The 18,808-nt window shown below is 75.4% G+C and carries 17 protein-coding genes; 6 read left to right on the plus strand and 11 right to left on the minus strand.

The features are described 5' to 3' along the window. Window positions 1-2,315: SbcC/MukB-like Walker B domain-containing protein (locus tag ABZY20_RS24175; RefSeq protein WP_356443616.1), on the plus strand; the 2,315-nt coding region annotated here is incomplete at its 5' end. 12 nt (window positions 2,316-2,327) lie between these two features. Here ABZY20_RS24175 and ABZY20_RS24180 read toward each other — a convergent pair. After that, window positions 2,328-2,774 carry an Lrp/AsnC family transcriptional regulator gene (locus ABZY20_RS24180; protein WP_356443617.1) on the minus strand — a complete coding sequence of 149 codons (447 nt, stop codon included), beginning with the start codon at window positions 2,772-2,774 and terminating at the stop codon, window positions 2,328-2,330. Window positions 2,775-2,868: 94 nt separating this feature from the next. Here ABZY20_RS24180 and ABZY20_RS24185 point away from each other — a divergent pair, with 94 nt between their 5' ends. Continuing rightward, window positions 2,869-3,339 carry a rhodanese-like domain-containing protein gene (locus tag ABZY20_RS24185; RefSeq protein WP_356443618.1) on the plus strand — a complete coding sequence of 157 codons (471 nt, stop codon included), beginning with the start codon at window positions 2,869-2,871 and terminating at the stop codon, window positions 3,337-3,339. A gap of 45 nt (window positions 3,340-3,384) precedes the next feature. Beyond that, window positions 3,385-3,903 (plus strand): Imm21 family immunity protein, encoded by a 519-nt coding sequence (locus ABZY20_RS24190; protein ID WP_356443619.1) that lies wholly within the window; start codon window positions 3,385-3,387, stop codon window positions 3,901-3,903. Between the two features lie 93 nt (window positions 3,904-3,996). Here ABZY20_RS24190 and ABZY20_RS24195 read toward each other — a convergent pair whose 3' ends face one another. Together ABZY20_RS24195 and ABZY20_RS24200 are read right to left on the minus strand one after the other, a co-directional pair. Next, entirely contained in the window at window positions 3,997-5,688 is a 1,692-nt protein-coding gene (locus tag ABZY20_RS24195; protein ID WP_356443620.1) for a DUF885 domain-containing protein, read from the minus strand. A 31-nt stretch (window positions 5,689-5,719) separates the two neighbouring features. Beyond that, window positions 5,720-6,211, minus strand: a complete 492-nt coding sequence (locus tag ABZY20_RS24200) for an Lrp/AsnC family transcriptional regulator (protein WP_031137002.1) — start codon at window positions 6,209-6,211, stop codon at window positions 5,720-5,722. A gap of 67 nt (window positions 6,212-6,278) precedes the next feature. Between ABZY20_RS24200 and ABZY20_RS24205 the strand changes: the two genes are divergently transcribed. After that, on the plus strand, window positions 6,279-7,490 hold the full coding sequence (locus ABZY20_RS24205; protein WP_356443861.1) for a PLP-dependent transferase: 1,212 nt from the start codon (window positions 6,279-6,281) through the stop codon (window positions 7,488-7,490). Between the two features lie 9 nt (window positions 7,491-7,499). Here ABZY20_RS24205 and ABZY20_RS24210 read toward each other — a convergent pair whose 3' ends face one another. The 5 genes from ABZY20_RS24210 to ABZY20_RS24230 all read right to left on the minus strand — a co-directional run bounded on the left by ABZY20_RS24210 (window position 7,500) and on the right by ABZY20_RS24230 (window position 13,635). After that, entirely contained in the window at window positions 7,500-8,756 is a 1,257-nt protein-coding gene (locus ABZY20_RS24210) for a GNAT family N-acetyltransferase (protein WP_356443621.1), read from the minus strand. A gap of 109 nt (window positions 8,757-8,865) precedes the next feature. Next, window positions 8,866-10,428: an alkaline phosphatase D family protein gene (locus tag ABZY20_RS24215; protein ID WP_356443622.1), complete on the minus strand. Its 1,563-nt coding sequence runs from the start codon at window positions 10,426-10,428 to the stop codon at window positions 8,866-8,868. A gap of 126 nt (window positions 10,429-10,554) precedes the next feature. Beyond that, the gene (locus ABZY20_RS24220) at window positions 10,555-11,994 is read right to left on the minus strand and encodes a PLP-dependent aminotransferase family protein (protein WP_356443623.1); all 1,440 of its coding nucleotides are present in this window, start codon (window positions 11,992-11,994) and stop codon (window positions 10,555-10,557) included. Window positions 11,995-12,045: 51 nt separating this feature from the next. Further along, window positions 12,046-12,876 (minus strand): alpha/beta fold hydrolase, encoded by an 831-nt coding sequence (locus ABZY20_RS24225; RefSeq protein WP_356443624.1) that lies wholly within the window; start codon window positions 12,874-12,876, stop codon window positions 12,046-12,048. 105 nt (window positions 12,877-12,981) lie between these two features. Beyond that, window positions 12,982-13,635: an NAD(P)-binding domain-containing protein gene (locus tag ABZY20_RS24230; protein WP_356443625.1), complete on the minus strand. Its 654-nt coding sequence runs from the start codon at window positions 13,633-13,635 to the stop codon at window positions 12,982-12,984. 110 nt (window positions 13,636-13,745) lie between these two features. Here ABZY20_RS24230 and ABZY20_RS24235 point away from each other — a divergent pair, with 110 nt between their 5' ends. Both ABZY20_RS24235 and ABZY20_RS24240 read left to right on the plus strand, forming a co-directional pair. Next, window positions 13,746-14,630 (plus strand): RNA polymerase sigma-70 factor, encoded by an 885-nt coding sequence (locus ABZY20_RS24235; protein ID WP_356443626.1) that lies wholly within the window; start codon window positions 13,746-13,748, stop codon window positions 14,628-14,630. Window positions 14,631-14,809: 179 nt separating this feature from the next. Further along, window positions 14,810-15,556, plus strand: a complete 747-nt coding sequence (locus ABZY20_RS24240; RefSeq protein ID WP_356443627.1) for a GntR family transcriptional regulator — start codon at window positions 14,810-14,812, stop codon at window positions 15,554-15,556. Window positions 15,557-15,639: 83 nt separating this feature from the next. Here ABZY20_RS24240 and ABZY20_RS24245 read toward each other — a convergent pair whose 3' ends face one another. The 3 genes from ABZY20_RS24245 to ABZY20_RS24255 all read right to left on the minus strand — a co-directional run bounded on the left by ABZY20_RS24245 (window position 15,640) and on the right by ABZY20_RS24255 (window position 18,736). Further along, complete coding sequence (locus tag ABZY20_RS24245; protein ID WP_356443628.1) at window positions 15,640-16,797, minus strand: ROK family transcriptional regulator; 1,158 nt, start codon at window positions 16,795-16,797, stop codon at window positions 15,640-15,642. An 89-nt stretch (window positions 16,798-16,886) separates the two neighbouring features. Then, window positions 16,887-17,552, minus strand: a complete 666-nt coding sequence (locus ABZY20_RS24250) for a response regulator transcription factor (RefSeq protein ID WP_356443629.1) — start codon at window positions 17,550-17,552, stop codon at window positions 16,887-16,889. Window positions 17,553-17,566: 14 nt separating this feature from the next. Then, window positions 17,567-18,736 carry a histidine kinase gene (locus tag ABZY20_RS24255; protein ID WP_356443630.1) on the minus strand — a complete coding sequence of 390 codons (1,170 nt, stop codon included), beginning with the start codon at window positions 18,734-18,736 and terminating at the stop codon, window positions 17,567-17,569. Between the last annotated feature and the right edge of the window lie 72 nt (window positions 18,737-18,808).

Below are 18,808 nucleotides of genomic sequence, written 5' to 3' on the forward strand. Positions count from 1 at the left end.
GCGCCTTGGAGCGCCCCGCCCGGGCACCGGGCGCGCCCGGGCTCGCCGACGCCGTGCTGGCCGCCGCCGCCGTGGCCCGCAGCACCGCCCGGGAGCAGCTCACCGTCGCCGAGTGCGGGCTCGCCGCCGCCGAGTCCGCGCAGGCCGCCGCAGGCCGCGCCCTGGACGAGGCGCGCGAACTCGCCCGGCTCCAGCGCCGCCACGCCGAGGCGCGGGAACGGGCCGCGCGCCTGGCGGAGGGAGCCGGGGCGTACCGGGAGGCGCAGGCGCTCATGGAGCGCTCCCGCAAGGCCGAGGCCGTCGCGCCCGCCCTGGACCTGCGCGAGTCCGCCGACGCCGAACACCGCCGCGCCACCGCCGCCGAGGACCGTGCGCGGGCCCTGCTGCCCGAGCGCTTCGCCGAAGCGGGCGCCGCCGGACTCGCCACCGCCGCACGCCGCGCCGCCGAGGAACTGGGCGGCCTGGACGCGGCCCGCCGCGCCGAGCGCCGCCTGACCGAACTCCTCGACGAACGCGCCGGTCTCGACCGCCAGGAGCGCGCCGACGCCGACCTCCTGCAAGAGGCGGAGTCCTGGCTCGACGGCTGGGAGGAGACCCGCAACCGCCTCCAGGCCCGGGTGGACTCCGCACAGCAGGCCGCCTCCCTCGCCGAGCAGCTCGCGGTCCGGCGCGAGCCCGCCCGGCAGCGCCTGCGGGCCGCCCGGCTGCGCGACCGGCTCGCCCGGGACACCGAGGAGGCGGTCGGGCAGGCCACCGCCGCACGGGAGGAGGCGCTGCGGGCCAAGCAGCACTGGCTCGACCTCAAGGAGCAGCGCCTCACCGGCATCGCCGCCGAACTGGCCGCCCACCTCACCCCCGGCGAGCCCTGCGCCGTCTGCGGAGCCACCGAACACCCCGCCCCCGCCCGCAAGGTCGCCGGGCACGTCGACCGCGAGGCGGAGGAGCGCGCCCTGGCCGCCTTCCAGCGTGCCGACGACGCGCACACCGAGTGCGAGCGGCGCCTCGGCGTCGTACGGGAGGCACTGGCCGCCGCCACCGCCGAGGCGGGCGACGCGCCGACCGCCCTGCTGGAGCGCGAAGCCGCCGAGCTGGAGGAGCAGTACGCGCAGGCCCGCGGCGCCGCCGCCGAGCTGCACGCCGCGCAGGAGCGGCTGCGGCAGGCCGGGCACGAGCACGAACGGCGGGTCGCCGCCCGGCAGGAGGCCGCCGTCCGGGCCGCCTCCCGGGTCGGGCACCGCGAACGACTGGACCGCGAACGCGCTTCCCTGGAGGAGGAGCTGGAGCGGGCACGGGGCGACCTGGACAGCGTCGCCGCGCGGGCCGCGCAGCTGGAGCGGCGGGCGGCCCTGCTCACGGACGCCGCCGACGCCGCCCGTGCCGCCGAGGACAGCGCCCAGCGCCTGAAGGACGCCGACGCCCGGCTCGCCGACGCCGCCTTTCGCGCCGGTTTCGACACCCCGCAGGCCGCCGCGGACGCCCTCCTCGACGCCCGCGCCCACCGCGAGCTGCAACGGCGGCTGGACGACTGGCAGCAGGAGGAGGCCGCCGTGCGCGCGGTCCTCGCCGAGGCCGACGCCGCGGCAGCGGCCGGGCGGGCGCCCGCCGACCCCGGGACGGCCCAGCGCGCGGCCGACGACGCCACCCGCCGGCTGCGCGACGCGGCCTCCGCGCACGACGCCGCCGTGCGGCGGTGCGCCGAACTCGACCGGCTGTCCGCCCGGGCCGCCGCCTCGGTGCGCCGGCTGGGTCCGCTGCGCGAGGAGTACGACCGGGTCGCCCGGATGGCCGGCCTCACCGCGGGCACCTCGGCCGACAACGAACGCCGGATGCGCCTGGAGTCGTACGTGCTGGCGGCCCGGCTGGAGCAGGTCGCCGCCGCCGCGACCGTACGGCTGCGGCGCATGTCGTCCGGCCGCTACACCCTGGTCCACTCCGACGACCGCACCGGACGCGGCCGCAGCGGCCTCGGGCTGCACGTCGTCGACGCCTGGACGGGCCGCGAACGCGACACGGCGACGCTGTCGGGCGGGGAGACGTTCTTCGCCTCCCTCGCCCTCGCCCTCGGTCTGGCCGACGTGGTCACGGACGAGGCGGGCGGGGTGCGGCTCGACACCCTCTTCATCGACGAGGGCTTCGGCAGCCTCGACGACCAGACCCTCGACGAGGTCCTCGACGTCCTCGACTCGCTGCGCGAACGCGACCGCAGCGTCGGCATCGTCAGCCACGTGGCCGACCTGCGGCGGCGCGTCCACGCCCAGCTGGAGGTCGTCAAGGGCAGGTCGGGTTCGGTGCTGCGGCAGCGCGGCGCCGGCTGAGCCCGGCGCAGCTCAGCGGCCGAGGGGCCGGCGGGGGAGGGGCGAGGAGTACACGACGCTCGTGGTCACCGAGCCCAGCGCCCCGATCTTCCCGGACACCTCCTCCAGGTGCCGCATGGAGCGGGCCGTGACCTTGATGACGAAGCAGTCGTCGCCCGTGACGTGGTGCGCCTCCAGGATCTCGGGCGTGGCGGCGACGAGGTCGTGGAAGGGCTTGTAGTTGCCGGTCGGGTACCTCAGGCGCACGAACGCCAGGATCGGCAGCCCCAGCCGCTCGGGGTCCACCACGGCCGCGTAGCCCTGGATGACCCCGGCCTCCTCCATGCGCCGGACCCGCTCGGTGACCGCGCTCGCGGACATGGAGACGGCCCGGGCGAGCTCGGCGAAACCGGTCCGGCCCTCCCGCTGGAGGACCTCGAGGATGCGCCAGTCTGTGGCGTCCGGGGAATACGCGGTCATCACCGAGGAATAGCAGGGGAATCCCCGGCCGATCAAGCCCCGCGCCGGTGATCGCCCCTTCAGCCGGTGGCCGGACGGCCGTAGTTTCCTGTCCATGACCACCACCGTGAACCCCGTCCTGCGCGTCGCCCCCGCCGCTCCGGCCGAGGCCGCCGCCCATTTCCGTGCCGGTCTCGCCTTCCACACCGACGTGTCCGACGTCGCCACCGCCCTGGCCACCGGCGACCCGGGCTTCGTCCTCGTCGACTCCCGCTCCACCGAGGCCTGGGACCAGGGCCACGTCCCGGGTGCGCTCCACCTGCCGACCGCGCTCGTCGCCGAGCGGGCCGGGCGGCTGCTCGACCCGTCGGTGCCGGTGGTGACGTACTGCTGGGGGCCCGGCTGCAACGGCGCCGCCCGCGCGGCCCTCGCCCTCGCCGGACTCGGCTACCGGGTCAAGGAGATGCTCGGCGGCTTCGAGTACTGGGTGCGCGAGGGCCTGGAGTACGAGACCCGGCGGGGGCGCGGACGCCGCGATCCGGACCCGCTGACGGCCCCCGTGGACGCCGCCGCGTGCGGCTGCTGAACCCCCGCTCACCGCACGCGAGTTGACCCTGTAGGTTCTTGCGTCATGGTGCGATACGCGGAACCGGGCGTCGTGGAATGGGTGGAGTCGGGCGGCGGGCCGCTGATAGCGGTGCCCGAGACCGTCCTGCCGTTCTGGACGGGCGCCGACGGCGAGGAGACCGCCTCGGACTACGACCGGGCCTGCGAGGTGGACGGCCAGGTCGGGCTCCTGCCGGTCGGCGACGGCGCCGCCCTCGTCCTGGGCGACGAACCGGCCGCGACGGCCTACCTGCCCGGGCCCGGTCTGCTCGTCCGCTGGTGCGCGGCCGACTCCGAGGAGGACGTGCTGGCGAGCGTCGCCGCGGCGGCTGCCTCGGCCCAGTGGGGCCCGGTGCTGACCTGGAAGGTGCCCGGGCCCGTCCGCCTCTTCGACGCGGCCTGGCCCGGGACGGGCCTCGCCGGTTCCGGCCAGGTCCGGGTCGCCCTGGAACCGGGCACCTACGCCGTCAGCGCGGCGCGGGTCCAGCCGGGCCCGGAGACCTGGCTGGACCTCGTCCGGCTCCACCTGCTGTCGCCGCGCTGAAGGACGCCCTCCAGGGGCGCGGGGAACCGCGCGACCGGCCACGACGGACCCGCACCCGCCCGGCGACGCGGCCCCCGGGAGCCGGCGCGACGGCTACAGCCGCGACAGCTCGTCCACCAGGTCGTCCAGGCCCAGGGAGCCCTGCGACAGCGCCGCCATGTGCCACGCCTTCGGGTCGAAGGCGTCCCCGTGCCGCTTGCGGGCGTTCTCCCGGCCCAGCAGCCAGGCCCGCTCGCCGAGCTTGTACCCGATGGCCTGACCCGGCATGGACAGGTAGCGGGTCAGCTCGCTCTCCACGAAGTCCGACGGGCGGCTGCTGTGCGCGCCGAAGAACTCCTGCGCCAGCTCCGGCGTCCAGCGCTCGCCGGGGTGGAAGGGCGAGTCGTCCGGGATCGAGAGCTCCAGGTGCATGCCGATGTCGATGATGACGCGCACGGCCCGCATCATCTGCGCGTCCAGGTAGCCGAGCCGGCGCTCCGCGTCCGTCAGGAAGCCCAGCTCGTCCATCAGCCGCTCCGCGTACAGCGCCCAGCCCTCGGCGTTGGCGCTCACCATGCCCACGCTCGCCTGGTAGCGGGAGAGGTCCCGCGCCACGTGCTTCCACTGCGCCAGCTGCAGGTGGTGGCCGGGAACGCCCTCGTGGTACCACGTCGACACCAGGTCGTAGACGGGGAAGCGGTCCTTGCCCATGGTGGGCAGCCAGGTGCAGCCCGGGCGGGAGAAGTCGTCCGACGGCGGGGTGTAGTAGGGGGCGGCGGCGCTGCCCGGAGGGGCGATGCGCGACTCGACCCGGCGCACCCGCTCGGCCAGGTCGAAGTGGGTGCCGTCGAGGGCGTCGATCGCCTCGTCCATCAGGCCCTGCAACCAGTCGCGCACCTCGTCGACGCCCTCGATGTGCGTCCCGTGCTCGTCGAGGTGCGCCAGCGCCACCCACGGCGTGGCCGCGCCCGGCAGGATCTTCTCGGCCTCGGTCCGCATCTCCGCGAGCAGCCGGTGGTACTCGGACCAGCCGTAGGCGTACGCCTCGTCCAGGTCGAGGTCCGTGCCGTTGAAGTAGCGCACCCAGCGGGCGTACCGCTCCCGGCCGACCACGTCCGGGGCGCCCTCGACCGTCGGGGCGTACACGTCCCGCATCCAGTCGCGCAGCCGCACCACGGCCTCGCCTGCCGCGCGGGCCGCCGCGTCCAGCTCCGGCCGCAGGGACTCGGGTCCGGCGGCCGCGAAGACCTCGAACCAGCCGCGTCCCTCGCCGTCGGCGTCCGCCCACTCGCCGAGCTGCTCCGTGAACGTGGCCGTGGCGCGGGGCCCGGCGTACAGCTTCCGCTCCAGGCCGAGCGCCAGGGACGCGCGGTAGCCCTCCAGCGCGGCCGGGACCGCCCGCAGCCGCTCGGCGATCGCCGCCCAGTCCTCCTCGCTCTGCGCGGGCGTCACCGTGAACACCTGCCGCACCGCGTGCGCGACGGAGCTCAGGTTGCTGACGGAACGCAGGCTCTCGTCGGCCTCGTGCACGGCCAGTTCAGCGGTCAGCCGCTCGCGCAGCAGCCGTGCGCAGCGGCGTTCGATGTCACGGTCCGCGCCCGGCCGCCGCTCCGCCTCGTCCAGCCGCTCCAGCGTCCGGCGCGCCAGCTCCGCGAGCGCCTCCTGGCCCGCGGGCGAGGTGTCGGGCAGCCTGCCCGAACTCTCCCGCACGCCGAGGAACGTACCGGTGATCGGGTCGAGGGCGACGAGCTCGTCGACGTAGGCGTCGGCGACCTCACGGGGCAGCGGGTTCGTGATCTCAGACATGCGGCCATCCTCGTACGGGGGACCGCACGCGTCACGCCGATTGAGCCGAGGGCGAAGGCGGCAGCAGCGGCCCGCACTCCCACTGCTGGAAGATCAGCCGGGTCTCCACCCGCGCCACCTCCCGGCGCGAGGTGAACCCGTCCAGGACCAGCCGCTGCAGGTCCGCCATGTCGGCCACCGCGACATGCACCAGGTAGTCGTCCGGCCCGGTCAGGTGGAACACCGTCCGCGACTCCGGCAGCGCCCGGATCCGCTCCACGAACGGCCCCACCAGCTCCCGCCGGTGCGGTCTGACCTGCACCGACAGCAGCGCCTCCAGGCCACGGCCCAGCTTGGCCGGATCCAGTTCCAGCCGGTGCCCGAGGATCACACCCGAGCGGCGCAGCCGGGTGACCCGGTCCAGACAGGTCGACGGCGCCACCCCGACCTGCGCGGCGAGGTCCCGGTACGTCGCCCGGGCGTCGTTCTGCAGCAGCCGCAGCAGATGCAGGTCCACCGGATCCAGTACGACAGATTCAGCCATCGGCCGAACGTAGCACGGGATGTGCGCACGGCACCCCGGCCGATGTTCACGCTGTCCTGCCATGGACATGGACACAGCGCGCCCGGGCGCCCACGACGACGTACGCACCACCGCGCGAGCACTGGCCACCGAGGCCGTGCACGCCGGGCGGGACGACCTCGCCCGGCAGGGGCTGCACGCCCCGCCGATCGACCTGTCCACCACCTACCCCTCGTACGACAGCCGTGACGAGGCGGCGCGCATCGACGCGTTCGCCGCCACCGGCGCGGAGCCGGACGGCCCGCCGGTCTACGGACGGCTGGGCAACCCGACCGTCGCCCGCTTCGAGACCGCCCTGGCCCGCCTCGAGGGCACCGAGGCCGCCGTCGCCTTCGCCAGCGGCATGGCCGCGCTGAGCGCCGTCCTGCTGGCCAGGGCCTCCATGGGCCTGCGCCACGTCGTCGCCGTCCGCCCCCTGTACGGCTGCAGCGACCACCTGCTCACCGCCGGACTGCTGGGCTCGGAGGTGACCTGGACCGACCCGGCCGGCGTCGCCGACGCGCTGCGCCCCGACACCGGCCTGGTCATGGTCGAGTCCCCGGCCAACCCCACGCTCGCCGAGGTCGACCTGCGCGCCGTCGCCCACGCCTGCGGCTCCGTCCCGCTGCTCGTGGACAACACCTTCGCCACGCCGGTCCTGCAGCGCCCCGCCGAGCAGGGCGCCCGGCTGATCCTGCACAGCGCCACCAAGTACCTCGGCGGCCACGGGGACGTGCTGGCGGGCGTGGTCGCCTGCGACGAGGAGTTCGCCGGCCGGCTGCGCCTGGTGCGCTTCGCCACCGGCGGTGTCCTGCACCCGCTGGCCGGCTACCTGCTGCTGCGCGGCCTGTCCACGCTTCCCGTACGGGTCAGGGCGGCCTCCGCCACGGCCGCCGAACTCGCCGGACGCCTCGCCGCCGACCCGCGGGTCACCCGCGTCCACTACCCGCGCATCGGCGGGGCCATGGTCTCCTTCGAGGTCCTGGGCGACCCGCACGAGGTCATCGCCGGGGTGCGCCTGATCACCCCGGCGGTGAGCCTCGGCAGCGTGGACACGCTCATCCAGCACCCGGCCTCGATCAGCCACCGCATCGTGGACGCCGAGGACCGCAGGGGAGCGGGCGTGAGCGACCGACTGCTGCGGATGTCCGTGGGCCTGGAGGACGTCGAGGACCTGTGGGCCGACCTCGACCGGGCGCTGGGGTCCGGGGGCGCGGGCCCCAGCGTGCGGCGTCTCGGTGAGCCCGCGACCGCCGGCTGACCGGCGCCCTCAGGGTGCCGAGGCGTTCCCCACGCTCGGCACCCGTCCGGCCGCGGACTCGTCCAGCCGGGCCGTGATCACCAGCGTCCCCTCCTCGACCTGGTAGTCGAGGGGGAGGCCCAGCCCCCGCATCGCCGCCACCATGGCCGTGTTGGACGCCTGCGTCACGGCGTACACACTCGCGCACCCGGCTTCGACGGCCATCCCGGCCAGCCGCCCCAGCAGCTCGGCACCGACCCCGCGCCGCTGCCAGGCGTCCTCCACGATCAGCGCGACCTCCGTCTCGTCCCCGTCCCACAGCAGATGACCGAGGCCGACGATCCGCCCGGAGGCGGTCTGCACGGCGAGGGTGCGGCCGAACCGCGGGCTCAGCAGGTGGTTGAGATAGCGGTCCGCGTCGCCGACCGGCCCGTGGTAGCGGAGGCGCAACGTGCGGTCCGAGCACCGGTCGTGCATCGCCCGGGCCGCTTCCAGGTCTCGGGTGTCGGCCCGCCGCACGGTGATGTCGCTGCCCTCGGCGAGCGTGAGCACGTCCCGGCCGTGCGGGAGGCGCTGCCCGAGCCGGGCGTCCAGTTCCACCAGAGCCCGGGCGCGGGCGAACTCGGTCGGCGTGAACGGCAGATGGGGCCGCTCCACGGTGATCGTCCCGCCCTCGGGGGCGCGCAGCCGCATCACCGTGCCGTCGAGGGCGCCCTCCACCGGCAGCCCCGCGGACTCCCGGGTGCCACCGGCCGGCGCGGGCCGGGACCGGATCGTGCACCGGCCCAGCAACTGGCGCAGCGCGAGCGGGAGTTCCGCGGAGTCCAGGGCGGTGCGGGCGGCGAGTCCCAGCACCCGGGTCGGCGCGTCGACCAGGTCGTGCGCGTCGGCCCGCTCGATCCAGGTGTCGGTGCCGCCGGCCGACCGGACCGCCGTGGTGATCCCGTCCGCCGGCAGCTCGCCCGGGGCCCGCAGCAGGAACTCGTCCACCGTGCCCTCGGCCAGCGGATGCGTCTGGAGGCTGAGGATGTCGACCCGCTGCCCGGCCAGGGCCGCGCACAGCACCGCCAGGGAGCCCGGCTCGTCCTTCACGGTCGTCCGCATCCGCCAGAGCGTGGGGGCCCCCGGCACCGGCTGCGGTGCCGGGGACCCGGTATCGCTCGCGGGCGGCGCGTGTTCGTGGCGTCGACTCCGCCAGGCCCGGAAGGTCCCCGCGAGGTGCTGCCACGGGCCCGCGGCGCCGTGCCCGTCGTTCCGGTCCGTCGTGTGTGTCGTCTTCCGCGTCATGCACCCACTGTGACGGAACGGTGTTGCGTGATCGCGAATTCTCTGTGACCGGCGGGTAAAGGGGGCATTGTGCCCTCTTTGTGCACGCTTCAAACGTTGCGCTGTGTGCCTACTGGCCGACGCGGCCCGGCTGGAGCACCTTCGTGAACAGCACGGTGCCGTCCTGCTCCCGCAGGCGCACCGTCAGCTCGCCGCTGCCGCCGTCGATGTCGGCCTCGCCGAAGAACTGGTAGCCACCTGCGGGCGAGACGTTCGCGACGGTCGGGGCCTTGACGAACACCCGGTCCGGCCCGAAGGTGCCGTCGAGCGCGTTCGCCGGGAAGGCACCGGCGTTGAGCGGACCCGAGACGAACTCCCAGAACGGCTCGAAGTCGCCGAACGCGGCCCGCGACGGCTGGTAGTGCTGCGCCGAGGTGTGGTGCACGTCGGCGGTCAGCCACACCGTGCCCGTGATCCGCCGGTGCTTGATGTGCCGCAGCAGCTCGGCGATCTGCAGCTCACGGCCCAGCGGCACGCCGGGGTCACCCTGGGCGACGGCCTCGACGTTCTGGCCGTCCGGCACGACCAGGCCGATCGGCATGTCGGAGGCGATCACCTTCCACACCGCCCGCGAGCGCGACAGTTCGCGCTTGAGCCAGTCCAGTTGCTCGCGGCCGAGGACGCCCTGTGCGTCGACGGTCTGGTCGCCCGGGGAGTTGGCGTTGCGGTGGGTGCGCATGTCCAGGACGAACACGTCGAGCAGCGGCCCGTGCCGCTGCACCCGGTAGACGCGGCCGTCGGGGCGGCGCAGCGTGGAGATCGGGAAGTACTCCGAGAACGCCCGGCGGGCGCGGGCGGCGAGGACGTCGACGCGCTTCTCGGTGTAGCGGCCGTCGGTGAGGATCTCGCCCGGGTACCAGTTGTTGGTGACCTCGTGGTCGTCCCACTGGACGACGGAGGGGACACGGGCGTTGAAGGCGCGCAGGTTCTCGTCGAGCAGGTTGTAGCGGAAGTTGCCGCGGAACTCCGCGAGGGTCTCGGCGACCTTGGCCTTCTCCTCGGTGACCAGGTTCCGCCAGGTGCGGCCGTCGGGCAGGGCCACGGTCTCGGTGAGGGGGCCGTCGGCGTAGATGTTGTCGCCGCTGCACAGGAAGAAGTCCGGGTCCAGCGCGGCCATCGCGTCGTAGATCCGGTAGCCGCCGAACTCGGGGCTGATGCCCCAGCCCTGTCCGGCCAGGTCGCCGGACCAGACGAACCGCACCCCGTCGCGGCGTCGCACGGACGCGGTGCGGAAGGTGCCGGTGACCGGCTCGCCGGTGCGGCGCGGGTCGTCCGGGTCGGCCAGTAGCACGCGGTAGTGGATCTGCTCGCCCGGGGGCAGTCCGCGCAGCCGGGTCGTGCCCGTGAAGTCGGTGCCCGGGCCCAGCAGCGGGCCGTGCCATCTGCGCGGGTTGCGGAACGACTCGGTCGCCGACGTCTCCACGACCATCCGGGCCGGCCGGTCCGAGCGCACCCACACCAGCCCGGAGTCGCAGGTCACATCACCCGTCTGTACACCCCAGCCCGCCTTCGGGCGCCCGGAGCGTGCGAAGGCCGGTGCCGCTCCGAGGGCGGCGGGCAGGGACAGGGCCGCGGGCGCGGCGAGGGCGCCGCGCAGGAGGCCGCGGCGCCCGGGGAAGGGACGGTGGGACATGGATACGCCTCCAGGGACGGGATCCGGCCAGTGTGCAGAGCCACACCTACTGGTGCGGCGCGGCGCCCGCACGAACACCGAGTGAACAACCGGCCGCGGGGTGACGGAACCCGCGATCCGGCCGGATCACCCGCCGGCCGCCCGCGCCATCAGCCGTACGCCCTCGGCGATCCGGGCGGGCGGCACATGGGCGTATCCCAGCACGAGCCGCACCTCCTTCGCCCCGGGGTCCTCGTCCGGCCGGTGGGTGTAGGCCGACAGCGGGCGCACCGCCACCCCGGCCGCCGTGACGCGTGCGAGGAACCGCTCCTCGGGGCCGTGGCGCGGCGGCAGCGTGGCGATGACGTGCAGGCCGGCGGCGATCCCGGAGACCGCCGAGCCGGGGAAGTGCTCGTGAAGCGCGGCGACCAGCGCGTCCCGCCGCTCGCGGTAGGCGCGCTGGCAGCGGCGCAGCTGACGGTCGTAGTCGCCGCGCTCCAGGAAACGGGCGAACAGCGCCTGGTCGAGGGTGGGGTGGCCGAGGTCCATGGTGCGTTTGCGTTCGACGACGTCCTCCGCCCAGGACGCGGGCACCAGCAGCCAGCCCAGCCGCAGTCCCGGCGCGAGGGACTTGCTGACCGAGCCCGTGTAGGCCACGTGGTCCGGGTCGAGGCCCTGCAGCGCGCCGACCGGGGCGCGGTCGTAACGGAAGTCGCCGTCGTAGTCGTCCTCCACCACGAGGCCGTCCACCTCCCGTGCCCAGTCGAGCAGTGCGGCGCGGCGCCGTGCCGAGTAGGCGATGCCGGTGGGGAACTGGTGCGCCGGTGTCGTCACCACGGCCCGGACGCCCGACGCCCGCAGCGGCTGCGGGGCGACGCCCTCGCCGTCCAGCGGCACCGGCACGGCGGTGACCCCGGCCGAGGCGTACAGGGTGTCGTGCTGGGGGCTGCCCGGGTCCTCCACCGCGATGGAGCGCATCCCGCGCGCGTGCAGCGCGTAGCCGAGCAGCGTGGTCGCCTGGGCGACCCCCGAGACGACCACGATCCGCTCCGGGTCGGCCACCACGCCCCGCCGCCGGGCGAGCAGTTCGGCCAGGGCGGTACGCAGCCGGGGCAGCCCGCGCGGATCGGGATAGCCCAGGTCCCGGTGCGGCAGTCCGGCCAGCACCCCGCGCTGCGCGGCGGCCCACGCCGAGCGCGGGAACAGCGCCAGGTCGGGTGTCCCCGGCACGAAGTCGGCACGCGAGCCCGGCGTGCGCGGGGCCAGGTCGCCGGCCCGCGGCCGGGCCGCCCGTACGGCGTCGCCCACCCAGGTCCCGGCGCCCCGGCCGCTGCGCAGATAGCCCTCCGCCGTGAGCTGCTCGTACGCCTCGGTGACCAGCCCCCGCGACACCCCCAGGTCCGCCGCGAGGTCCCGGCTCGACGGCAGGCGGGTGCCCGGCGCCAGCCGGCCGGAGCGGACCGCGTCGCGCAGCGCGGCCTGGAGGGCGCGGCCGCGTGTGCGGGCCGGCGCCGACACGGCGGGGAGCAGCAGTTCCCAGGCGGCCGAGTGGGGGCCGTCGCCCGGATCGCTCTGCGGAGGCCTCATGGAGGAAGACCCTAGAGGCCCCGGGACGCCCGCCGGCCGTCGCCCGGCGGGTCAGCGGCTGCCGTCGAGCACCACGCGGGCCACCAGTGCCGGGTCGTCGTTCATCGGGACGTGGCCGCAGCCGGGCAGCCGCACCAGCCGGGCCCGGGGGATGACGCTCTTGGCGCGCACGCCCTGGCGGGGGATGAGGAGCCGGTCGCGGTTGCCCCAGGCGACGGTGACCGGCGTGCCCACGATGTCGTGGGTGAACCGCACGGTCCGGCCCGAGCGGAGCGTCTCGGAGAACCCCTGCGCGCCGGCCAGCGCCAGCGTCTCGGCGACCACGGCCTCGGGTGAACGGCGGCCCGGGCGGGCGTAGATGGTGCTGGTCAGCAGGGTGCGGCCGATCGCCGGCCGGGCCAGCCGCTCGACCAGGGGCGGCGGCATCCGCCGGGCCAGCTGCCGCATCGCCGTCAGCACGGCGAAGGCGTACCGGCGTTCGGGCTCGTTCCAGAACCCGGCGGGGGACAGGGCGGTGACCGAGCGGACCAGCTGCGCGCGGGCCAGGTCCAGGGCCAGCAGACCGCCCAGCGAGTTCCCGGCCACGTGCGGCCGTTCGACCTCCAGGGCCCGGAAGAGGGCCGCCAGGACGCCGGCCATGGTGGGCAGGTCGTGCGCCATGCCGTCCGGGAGCGCCGGCGACTCGCCGCATCCGGGCAGGTCCACGGCGATCACGTCGCGCTCGGCGGCCAGCGCGGGGAGCACGGGGTCCCACACCTGCCGGTGGTGGCCGATGCCGTGCAGCAGGAGCAGCGGTTCACCGCTGCCCCGGCGTGTGTAGGCCAGGGTGACGCTCCGCTCGCCCCCGGCGGAGGCGACTTCGAAGGAGACGGTGGCGGACATGCGGTGCTCCTCGGCTGTACTCGCTGACGGACGCTGTAGACAGCTTGTCAGCAATTGCTACCGACGGGTAGCCCCAAGGGGTCGGTGCCTCCCGGCGGGTGCCGTTCAGCGGGCCCGGCGCACCTCCAGGTTGAACTCCCCGTGCCCGAACTTCCGGAACAGGCCGACCCACAGGGGCAGCCACATCTCGACGGCCCGCGCCTGCCGGATGCCGCCGAGGTCGAGCACCCGTTCCGCCGGCCAGCCGAACTCCCCGAGCAGGGCCGTCACCCGCGCCTTGGCGTCCGCGTCGTCCCCGCACACGAACACCTGGTGCCCGCCCGGCACCCGCCCCGGCTCCACCATCACCCGGCAGTTGACGGTGTTGAGCGACTTCACCACGCGCGCGTGCGGGAAGGCCCGCTGGATCTGCTCGCCCACGCTGTCCGACTCCACGGGGGACAGCCGCAGCTCGTCCCCCTCGAACGCCAGCGGATTGGAGACGTCCACGAGGACCTTCCCGTCGAGGTTCTGCGCGCCCGCAGCCTCCAGCGCCGCGAGCGCCACCCGGCCGCCCACCGCGTTCACCAGCACCTCGCCGAACTCCGCCGCCTCCGCGAACGTCCCCGCACTCGCCGCCGGACCCGCGGCGGCCGCCCACCGCACGGCGGCCGTGTTGTCCCGGGTGCGCGAACCGAGACGCACCTCGTGACCCAGCTCCACCAGCCGTCCGCCGAGCGTGCGCCCGACCTGGCCGGTGCCCAGTACTCCGTACCGCATCGCCACCTCCGCAAGCCGTGCCGCCGGTCACCGGCGTCCTCTCGGCCATTCTGTCCGGACCCGGGCGAGGGCGCCTGGACAGCGCTCCACCGGTGGGCTGGGATGGAGCCGTGACCACCGAGACCGCGACCGACCTCTTCGAAGCGCACCGACCCGTCCTGCTGGGCGTCGCCTACCGCATGCTGGGCCGCGTGGCCGACGCGGAGGACGTGGTCCAGGAGGCCTGGCTGCGCTGGTCCGGCGCCGACCGCGCCGACGTGCGCGAACCACGCGGCTACCTCGTCCGGATCACCACCCGCCTCGCCATCGACCGGCTGCGCCAGATCAAGTCCCGCGGCGAGACGTACGTCGGTCCCTGGCTGCCCGAGCCGTACGTCACCGACTTCGGCGACACCGTGGCGGACACCGCCGAACGGGCCGTGCTCGCCGACTCCGTCTCGCTCGCCGTCCTGGTCGTGCTGGAGTCGCTGTCACCGCTGGAGCGGGCGGTGTTCGTGCTGCGGGAGGCCTTCGGCTTCCCGTACGCCGACATCGCCGCCATGCTCGACCGCGGCGAAGCGGCGGTACGCCAGCTGGCCGGGCGGGCCCGCAAGCACGTCGAGGAGCGCCGGCCGCGCTACCGGGTCGACCCCGCCCAGCGCCGCGACCTCACCGAGCGGTTCCTCGCCGCCGCGGCGGAGGGCGACCTCGACGGGCTGCTGGCCCTGCTCGCCCCCGACGTCCGGCTCGTCGGCGACAGCGGCGGCAAGGCGCGGGCACCGCTGCGCGTGCTGGAGAGCGCCGACAAGGTGGGCCGCTTCGTGATCGGCGCGGCGCGCAAGGGCGCCCAGGACTTCACCGTGCGGTTCCTGGAGGTCAACGGCGGTCCGGCCGCACTGGTGCTCGCCGGCGGCGAGCCGGACGCCGTCTTCCAGCTCGACGTCGCCGACGGACGCGTCCAGGCCGTCTACGTCGTCCGCAACCCCGACAAGCTACGGGCGCTGACAGAGGTGTAGCGGGCCGCCGCCCACGGGCACCGAGCGCTCGGACGCGCTCACCGAGCGTCCCGTGAACGTTCCCGGCGATTGGTCTTGACCAAGGATCAGGGCCGCCCTATGGTCGCAGAGAAGTGCAACAACCTTTAATAAACAAGGGCGTTAAAACGCCGCCGACCACGGCTATTGCGGAGGACAGGGTGGGGACCACGCAGCTGGAATCGGTACCTGAACCGAAGTACTGGCATCTCAAGACGGTGCTCAGCGAAGCGCTCGATTCGGAGTTCTCGGTGGGGGAGATCCTGCCGAACGAGCGCGATCTCGCGGCCCGCTTCGGCGTCGCCCGCGCCACGCTCCGCCAGGCCCTGGAGCAGCTCGAACTGGAAGGCAGGCTGCAGCGCCGCCGCGGCGTCGGCACGACCGTCGCGCCGCCCCGCATGGGTGTCTCCCTGGGCACCGGCCCGCACACCTGGCCCGGCGGGCCCGAGGACGCCTGGCAGCCGGTGGACTGCGTGGCGGCGGTGCCGCCCGCCGCCGTCGCCGAGGTCCTGGAGACCGGGCGGGACGAGGCCGTGCACATCGTGCGCCGCTCGCGGGTCTCGCACGGACGGCCGGTGGCCGCCGAGCTGCTGTACGTCCCGGAGTTCTCCGTGCCGGACCTCTCCGGCATCGACGCGCCGTCCGGGTCGGCACGCGCGCGTGCCGTGCTGCGCGAGCTGCAGCGCGCCGAGCTGGACCGGCAGGAGAACGCGGTGGAGCTGGGCTCCGCGGGCGCCGACGACGCCAAGGAGCTGGACCGGCTGCCCGGAGCGCCCGTCCTCGTCGTCACGACCCGGTTCGTCTCCGCGGCGCGTACGGCGGCCCTGTCCGTCGCGACCTACCGGGCCGACACATGCCGGCTGACCTTCGGCGACGCGGGCGGCCTGGAGATCCGTCAGGCGTCCTGACGCCGACGCCGCGGGGGCGGCGGGAAGGAGGGAGCGCGGGTGCGCCGCGGCTCGGCGCGCACGCGCCCCTGAGGGCCGGCGCCCTACCGGCGGACCCTGGTCGTGCCCTCCACGCTGAACAACTCCTCCTCCACATGGTCCAGGGCGACCCGCAGGGCGCCCGTGGCCACGGCCGCGTCCCCGAGGCGGGAGAGCGTCACCTGCGGGGGGCGCAGGCAGTAGCGGGCCAGTTCCCGGCGCAGCGGCTCCAGGACACCGTCCAGGCCCGCCGCCCAGCCGCCCACGACGACCAGCTCCGGGTCGAGGGCGAGGGCGAGGGCCGCCACGTCGTGGACCAGACGCTGGAGGAAGCGGTCCACGGCGGCGCGGGCCCGCTGGTCGCCCTCGCGCGCCTGGGCGAAGACCTCCGCCACCGCCTGCTCGTCGAGGGGGTGCAGAGGCTCGTCCGTGGTGGACAGCAGCTTCTCGGGCGTCACCTCCCGGCCCAGCAGGTGCAGCGCCCCGATCTCACCGGCCGCTCCGCCGTAGCCCCGGTGCAGCCTGCCCCCGATCAGCGCGCCGGCGCCCGGGCTGAGCCCCGCCAGCACGAACACCACGTCGTCCGACTCGGTGGCCGCGCCCTTCCAGTGCTCGGCGACCGCGGCCGCGTTGGCGTCGTTCTCGACCAGGACCGGGCACTTGAACGACCGGCTCAGCCGCTCGCCCAGCCGCAGCCCCGTCCACCCCGGCAGCGCGGTCCCGAGCCGCACCGTGCCGTCCGCCTCGACGATTCCGGGCGTCGCCACGCCCACGGCCCGCAGGGACCCGCGCGCCACACCGGCCCGGCGCAGCAGCTCGGCGACGGCCCCGCGCAGCCGCTCCAGCCGCTCGTCGGCGTCCGCCGTCTCGGCCACTTCCCTGGCCTGGGAGCCGATCACCCGGCCGTCCAGGTCGGCCAGCAGCGCGGCCACCCGGCGCGCCCCGATCTCCACCCCCAGCAGATGCCCGGCCTCCGCCCGGAACCGGAACCGCCGCGCAGGCCGTCCCTGCCGCCGGGCGGCACCCTCCTCGGCCGCCTTCTCGACGACGAGCCCGGCCTCGATGAGCCCCTCCACGACGCCCTCGACGGTCGGCCTCGACAACCCCGTCACCCGGGTGATCTCGGTCAGCGTCGCGCAGTCCGTGGCACGCAGCGCGTGCAGCACCACCGCGGAGTTGATCCTGCGCAGCAGCGAGGGATCCCCGCCGGTCAGCCGCCCCACCGTCCGTCCTCCCAGGTCGTGCGCGTGTTGGCCGGATCGTACTTCGGCGCGGCACACCGCGGCGAGGGGCGGGCACCGGCCCGGGACGATCAGCCCGGCGCGACGAACCCCGACTCGTAGGCGGCGATCACCGCCTGGGTGCGGTCCCGCGCCCCCAGTTTCGTCAGCACCGCGCTGACATGGGACTTCACGGTCTCCGTCCCGACGGCCAGCCGGGCGGCGATCTCCGCGTTCGACATCCCGCGTGCCATCAGCCGCAGCACCTCCGCCTCGCGCTCGGTCAGCCGGGCCCGCTCCATCACGGCCCGGGCCGCGCGGTTGCCGTTCCCGCCGTCGCCGTACTGGGCGGCGAGCTGCCGCACCGAGGCCGGGAACAGCAGCGACTCGCCCTCGGCGATCAGCCGCACCGCGTGCACGATCTCGGCCGGGCGGGCCCGCTTGAGCAGGAACCCGTCGGCTCCGGCCCGCAGCGCCTCGTACACGTACTCGTCGTTCTCGAACGTCGTCACCACCAGGATCCGCGGCGGCTCGTCGACCGTCCGCAGCAGTGCCCGGGTGGCCTCGATGCCGTCCAGCAGCGGCATGCGCACGTCCATGGCGACCACGTCCGGCCGCAGCCGCCGCACCAGGGGGATGACCGCCGCCCCGTCCGCGGCCTCCCCGACGACCTCGATGTCGGGCTGCGCCTCCAGCACGGCCCGCAACCCCGCGCGCACCAGGGGTTCGTCGTCGACGAGGAGAACGGTGACCGGCATCGGACCAGCGTAGATCAACTCAACGGCAGCTCGACATGAACCTGCCAGTCGCCCTCGTCGGGGCCGGTGCGCGCCCGTCCGCCGAGCAGGGCCGCCCGCTCGCGTATGCCGCGCAGGCCGCTGCCCCGCCCGGAGACCGGAACGGGAGCCCGCAGCGGATTGGCGATCGCGAGGACGAGCCTGTCCGCGAGGACGTGCACCCGCACCCGCACCGGGACCGCGCCCGCGTGCCGCAGCACGTTGGTCAGCGACTCCTGCAGGATCCGGTAGCCCTCCCGCGACACCGGCCCCGGCACGGACTCCACCGGGCCCGTGATCTCGGCGTCCACCTTCGCCCCGGAGACCCGCGCCGACTGCAGCAGCCGGCCGGCGTCCGCGAGGGTGGGTCTGCCGCCGGCCGGCTCCCGCGACGCGCGCAGGACGGCCAGCACCCGCTCCAGATCCTCCAGGGCGGCCCGGCCGGTCTCCTCGATGGCGCCCAGCGCCCGGTCGGTGAAGGCCGGGTCGCCCGCCGCGCGCGCGGCCCCCGCCTGGACGACGGCGACCGTCAGCGCGTGCCCGATGGAGTCGTGCAACTCGCGGGCGATGCGCGTCCGTTCCAGGAGCTGCTCGGTGCGCTCCTCCATCGCGGCGAGCCGGTCGGCCGGCGACGGGCCGAGCAGCCGCACCGCCAGCGCGGTGATGAGGCGGCCCGACCAGACCACGACCACGGGCAGCAGCGCCAGGGGCAGGAGCGCCAACAGGGCGTACCACCCGCGGTGTTCCCCGGCCGGCAGCCACGCGCCGCCGTCCGGCTCGCCCCCGAGCGCGATCGTCACGAGGTCGGCCGACAGGAGCGGCAGCCGCACGGACAGCATGGCCACCACGCAGCCGGCGACGAGCCGCGCCTGCAGCCACAGCACGGTCCGTCCGCGGTCGGCCCAGGTGACCGACGGGGCGGCAACGATCCGCGCGTGCGGGCTGTCGTACCGGTGCCCGGTCAGCAGCAGCCGGGCCTGCAGCCCCTCCACGAGCCGCATCGCGGGCACGAGACCGGCGAGCGCGAGCAGGGCGGCCGCCGCGGCCTGCGTCCACCAGGACTCCTCGACGAACAGCCACAGGGACGGCCACACGACGGCCATCACCAGATGCAGCCATCGTGTGTACGTCACCGCCCGGCCGAACGGGCGCAGCACGCGGACCATGGCGTCATCGTGCCAGCCGCCACCGGCAGCGAGCCTCCCCCGCACGGGGGAGGCGACCTCCACCGCCGGGGG

This window comes from Streptomyces sp. NPDC006624 (assembly GCF_040611555.1).
Classification (GTDB): Bacteria; Actinomycetota; Actinomycetes; order Streptomycetales; family Streptomycetaceae; genus Streptomyces.

What these genes read in the sequence shown, in the direction of transcription:
- ABZY20_RS24255 (WP_356443630.1), bottom strand. Translation starts at nt 18,736, where the DNA reads ATGGTCCGCGTGCTGCGCCCGTTCGGCCGGGCGGTGACGTACACACGA.
- ABZY20_RS24185 (WP_356443618.1), top strand. Translation starts at nt 2,869, where the DNA reads ATGACCACCACCGTGAACCCCGTCCTGCGCGTCGCCCCCGCCGCTCCG.
- ABZY20_RS24195 (WP_356443620.1), bottom strand. Translation starts at nt 5,688, where the DNA reads ATGTCTGAGATCACGAACCCGCTGCCCCGTGAGGTCGCCGACGCCTAC.
- ABZY20_RS24230 (WP_356443625.1), bottom strand. Translation starts at nt 13,635, where the DNA reads ATGCGGTACGGAGTACTGGGCACCGGCCAGGTCGGGCGCACGCTCGGC.
- ABZY20_RS24190 (WP_356443619.1), top strand. Translation starts at nt 3,385, where the DNA reads ATGGTGCGATACGCGGAACCGGGCGTCGTGGAATGGGTGGAGTCGGGC.
- ABZY20_RS24250 (WP_356443629.1), bottom strand. Translation starts at nt 17,552, where the DNA reads ATGCCGGTCACCGTTCTCCTCGTCGACGACGAACCCCTGGTGCGCGCG.
- ABZY20_RS24225 (WP_356443624.1), bottom strand. Translation starts at nt 12,876, where the DNA reads ATGTCCGCCACCGTCTCCTTCGAAGTCGCCTCCGCCGGGGGCGAGCGG.
- ABZY20_RS24205 (WP_356443861.1), top strand. Translation starts at nt 6,279, where the DNA reads ATGGACACAGCGCGCCCGGGCGCCCACGACGACGTACGCACCACCGCG.
- ABZY20_RS24180 (WP_356443617.1), bottom strand. Translation starts at nt 2,774, where the DNA reads ATGACCGCGTATTCCCCGGACGCCACAGACTGGCGCATCCTCGAGGTC.
- ABZY20_RS24215 (WP_356443622.1), bottom strand. Translation starts at nt 10,428, where the DNA reads ATGTCCCACCGTCCCTTCCCCGGGCGCCGCGGCCTCCTGCGCGGCGCC.
- ABZY20_RS24200 (WP_031137002.1), bottom strand. Translation starts at nt 6,211, where the DNA reads ATGGCTGAATCTGTCGTACTGGATCCGGTGGACCTGCATCTGCTGCGG.
- ABZY20_RS24220 (WP_356443623.1), bottom strand. Translation starts at nt 11,994, where the DNA reads ATGAGGCCTCCGCAGAGCGATCCGGGCGACGGCCCCCACTCGGCCGCC.
- ABZY20_RS24210 (WP_356443621.1), bottom strand. Translation starts at nt 8,756, where the DNA reads ATGACGCGGAAGACGACACACACGACGGACCGGAACGACGGGCACGGC.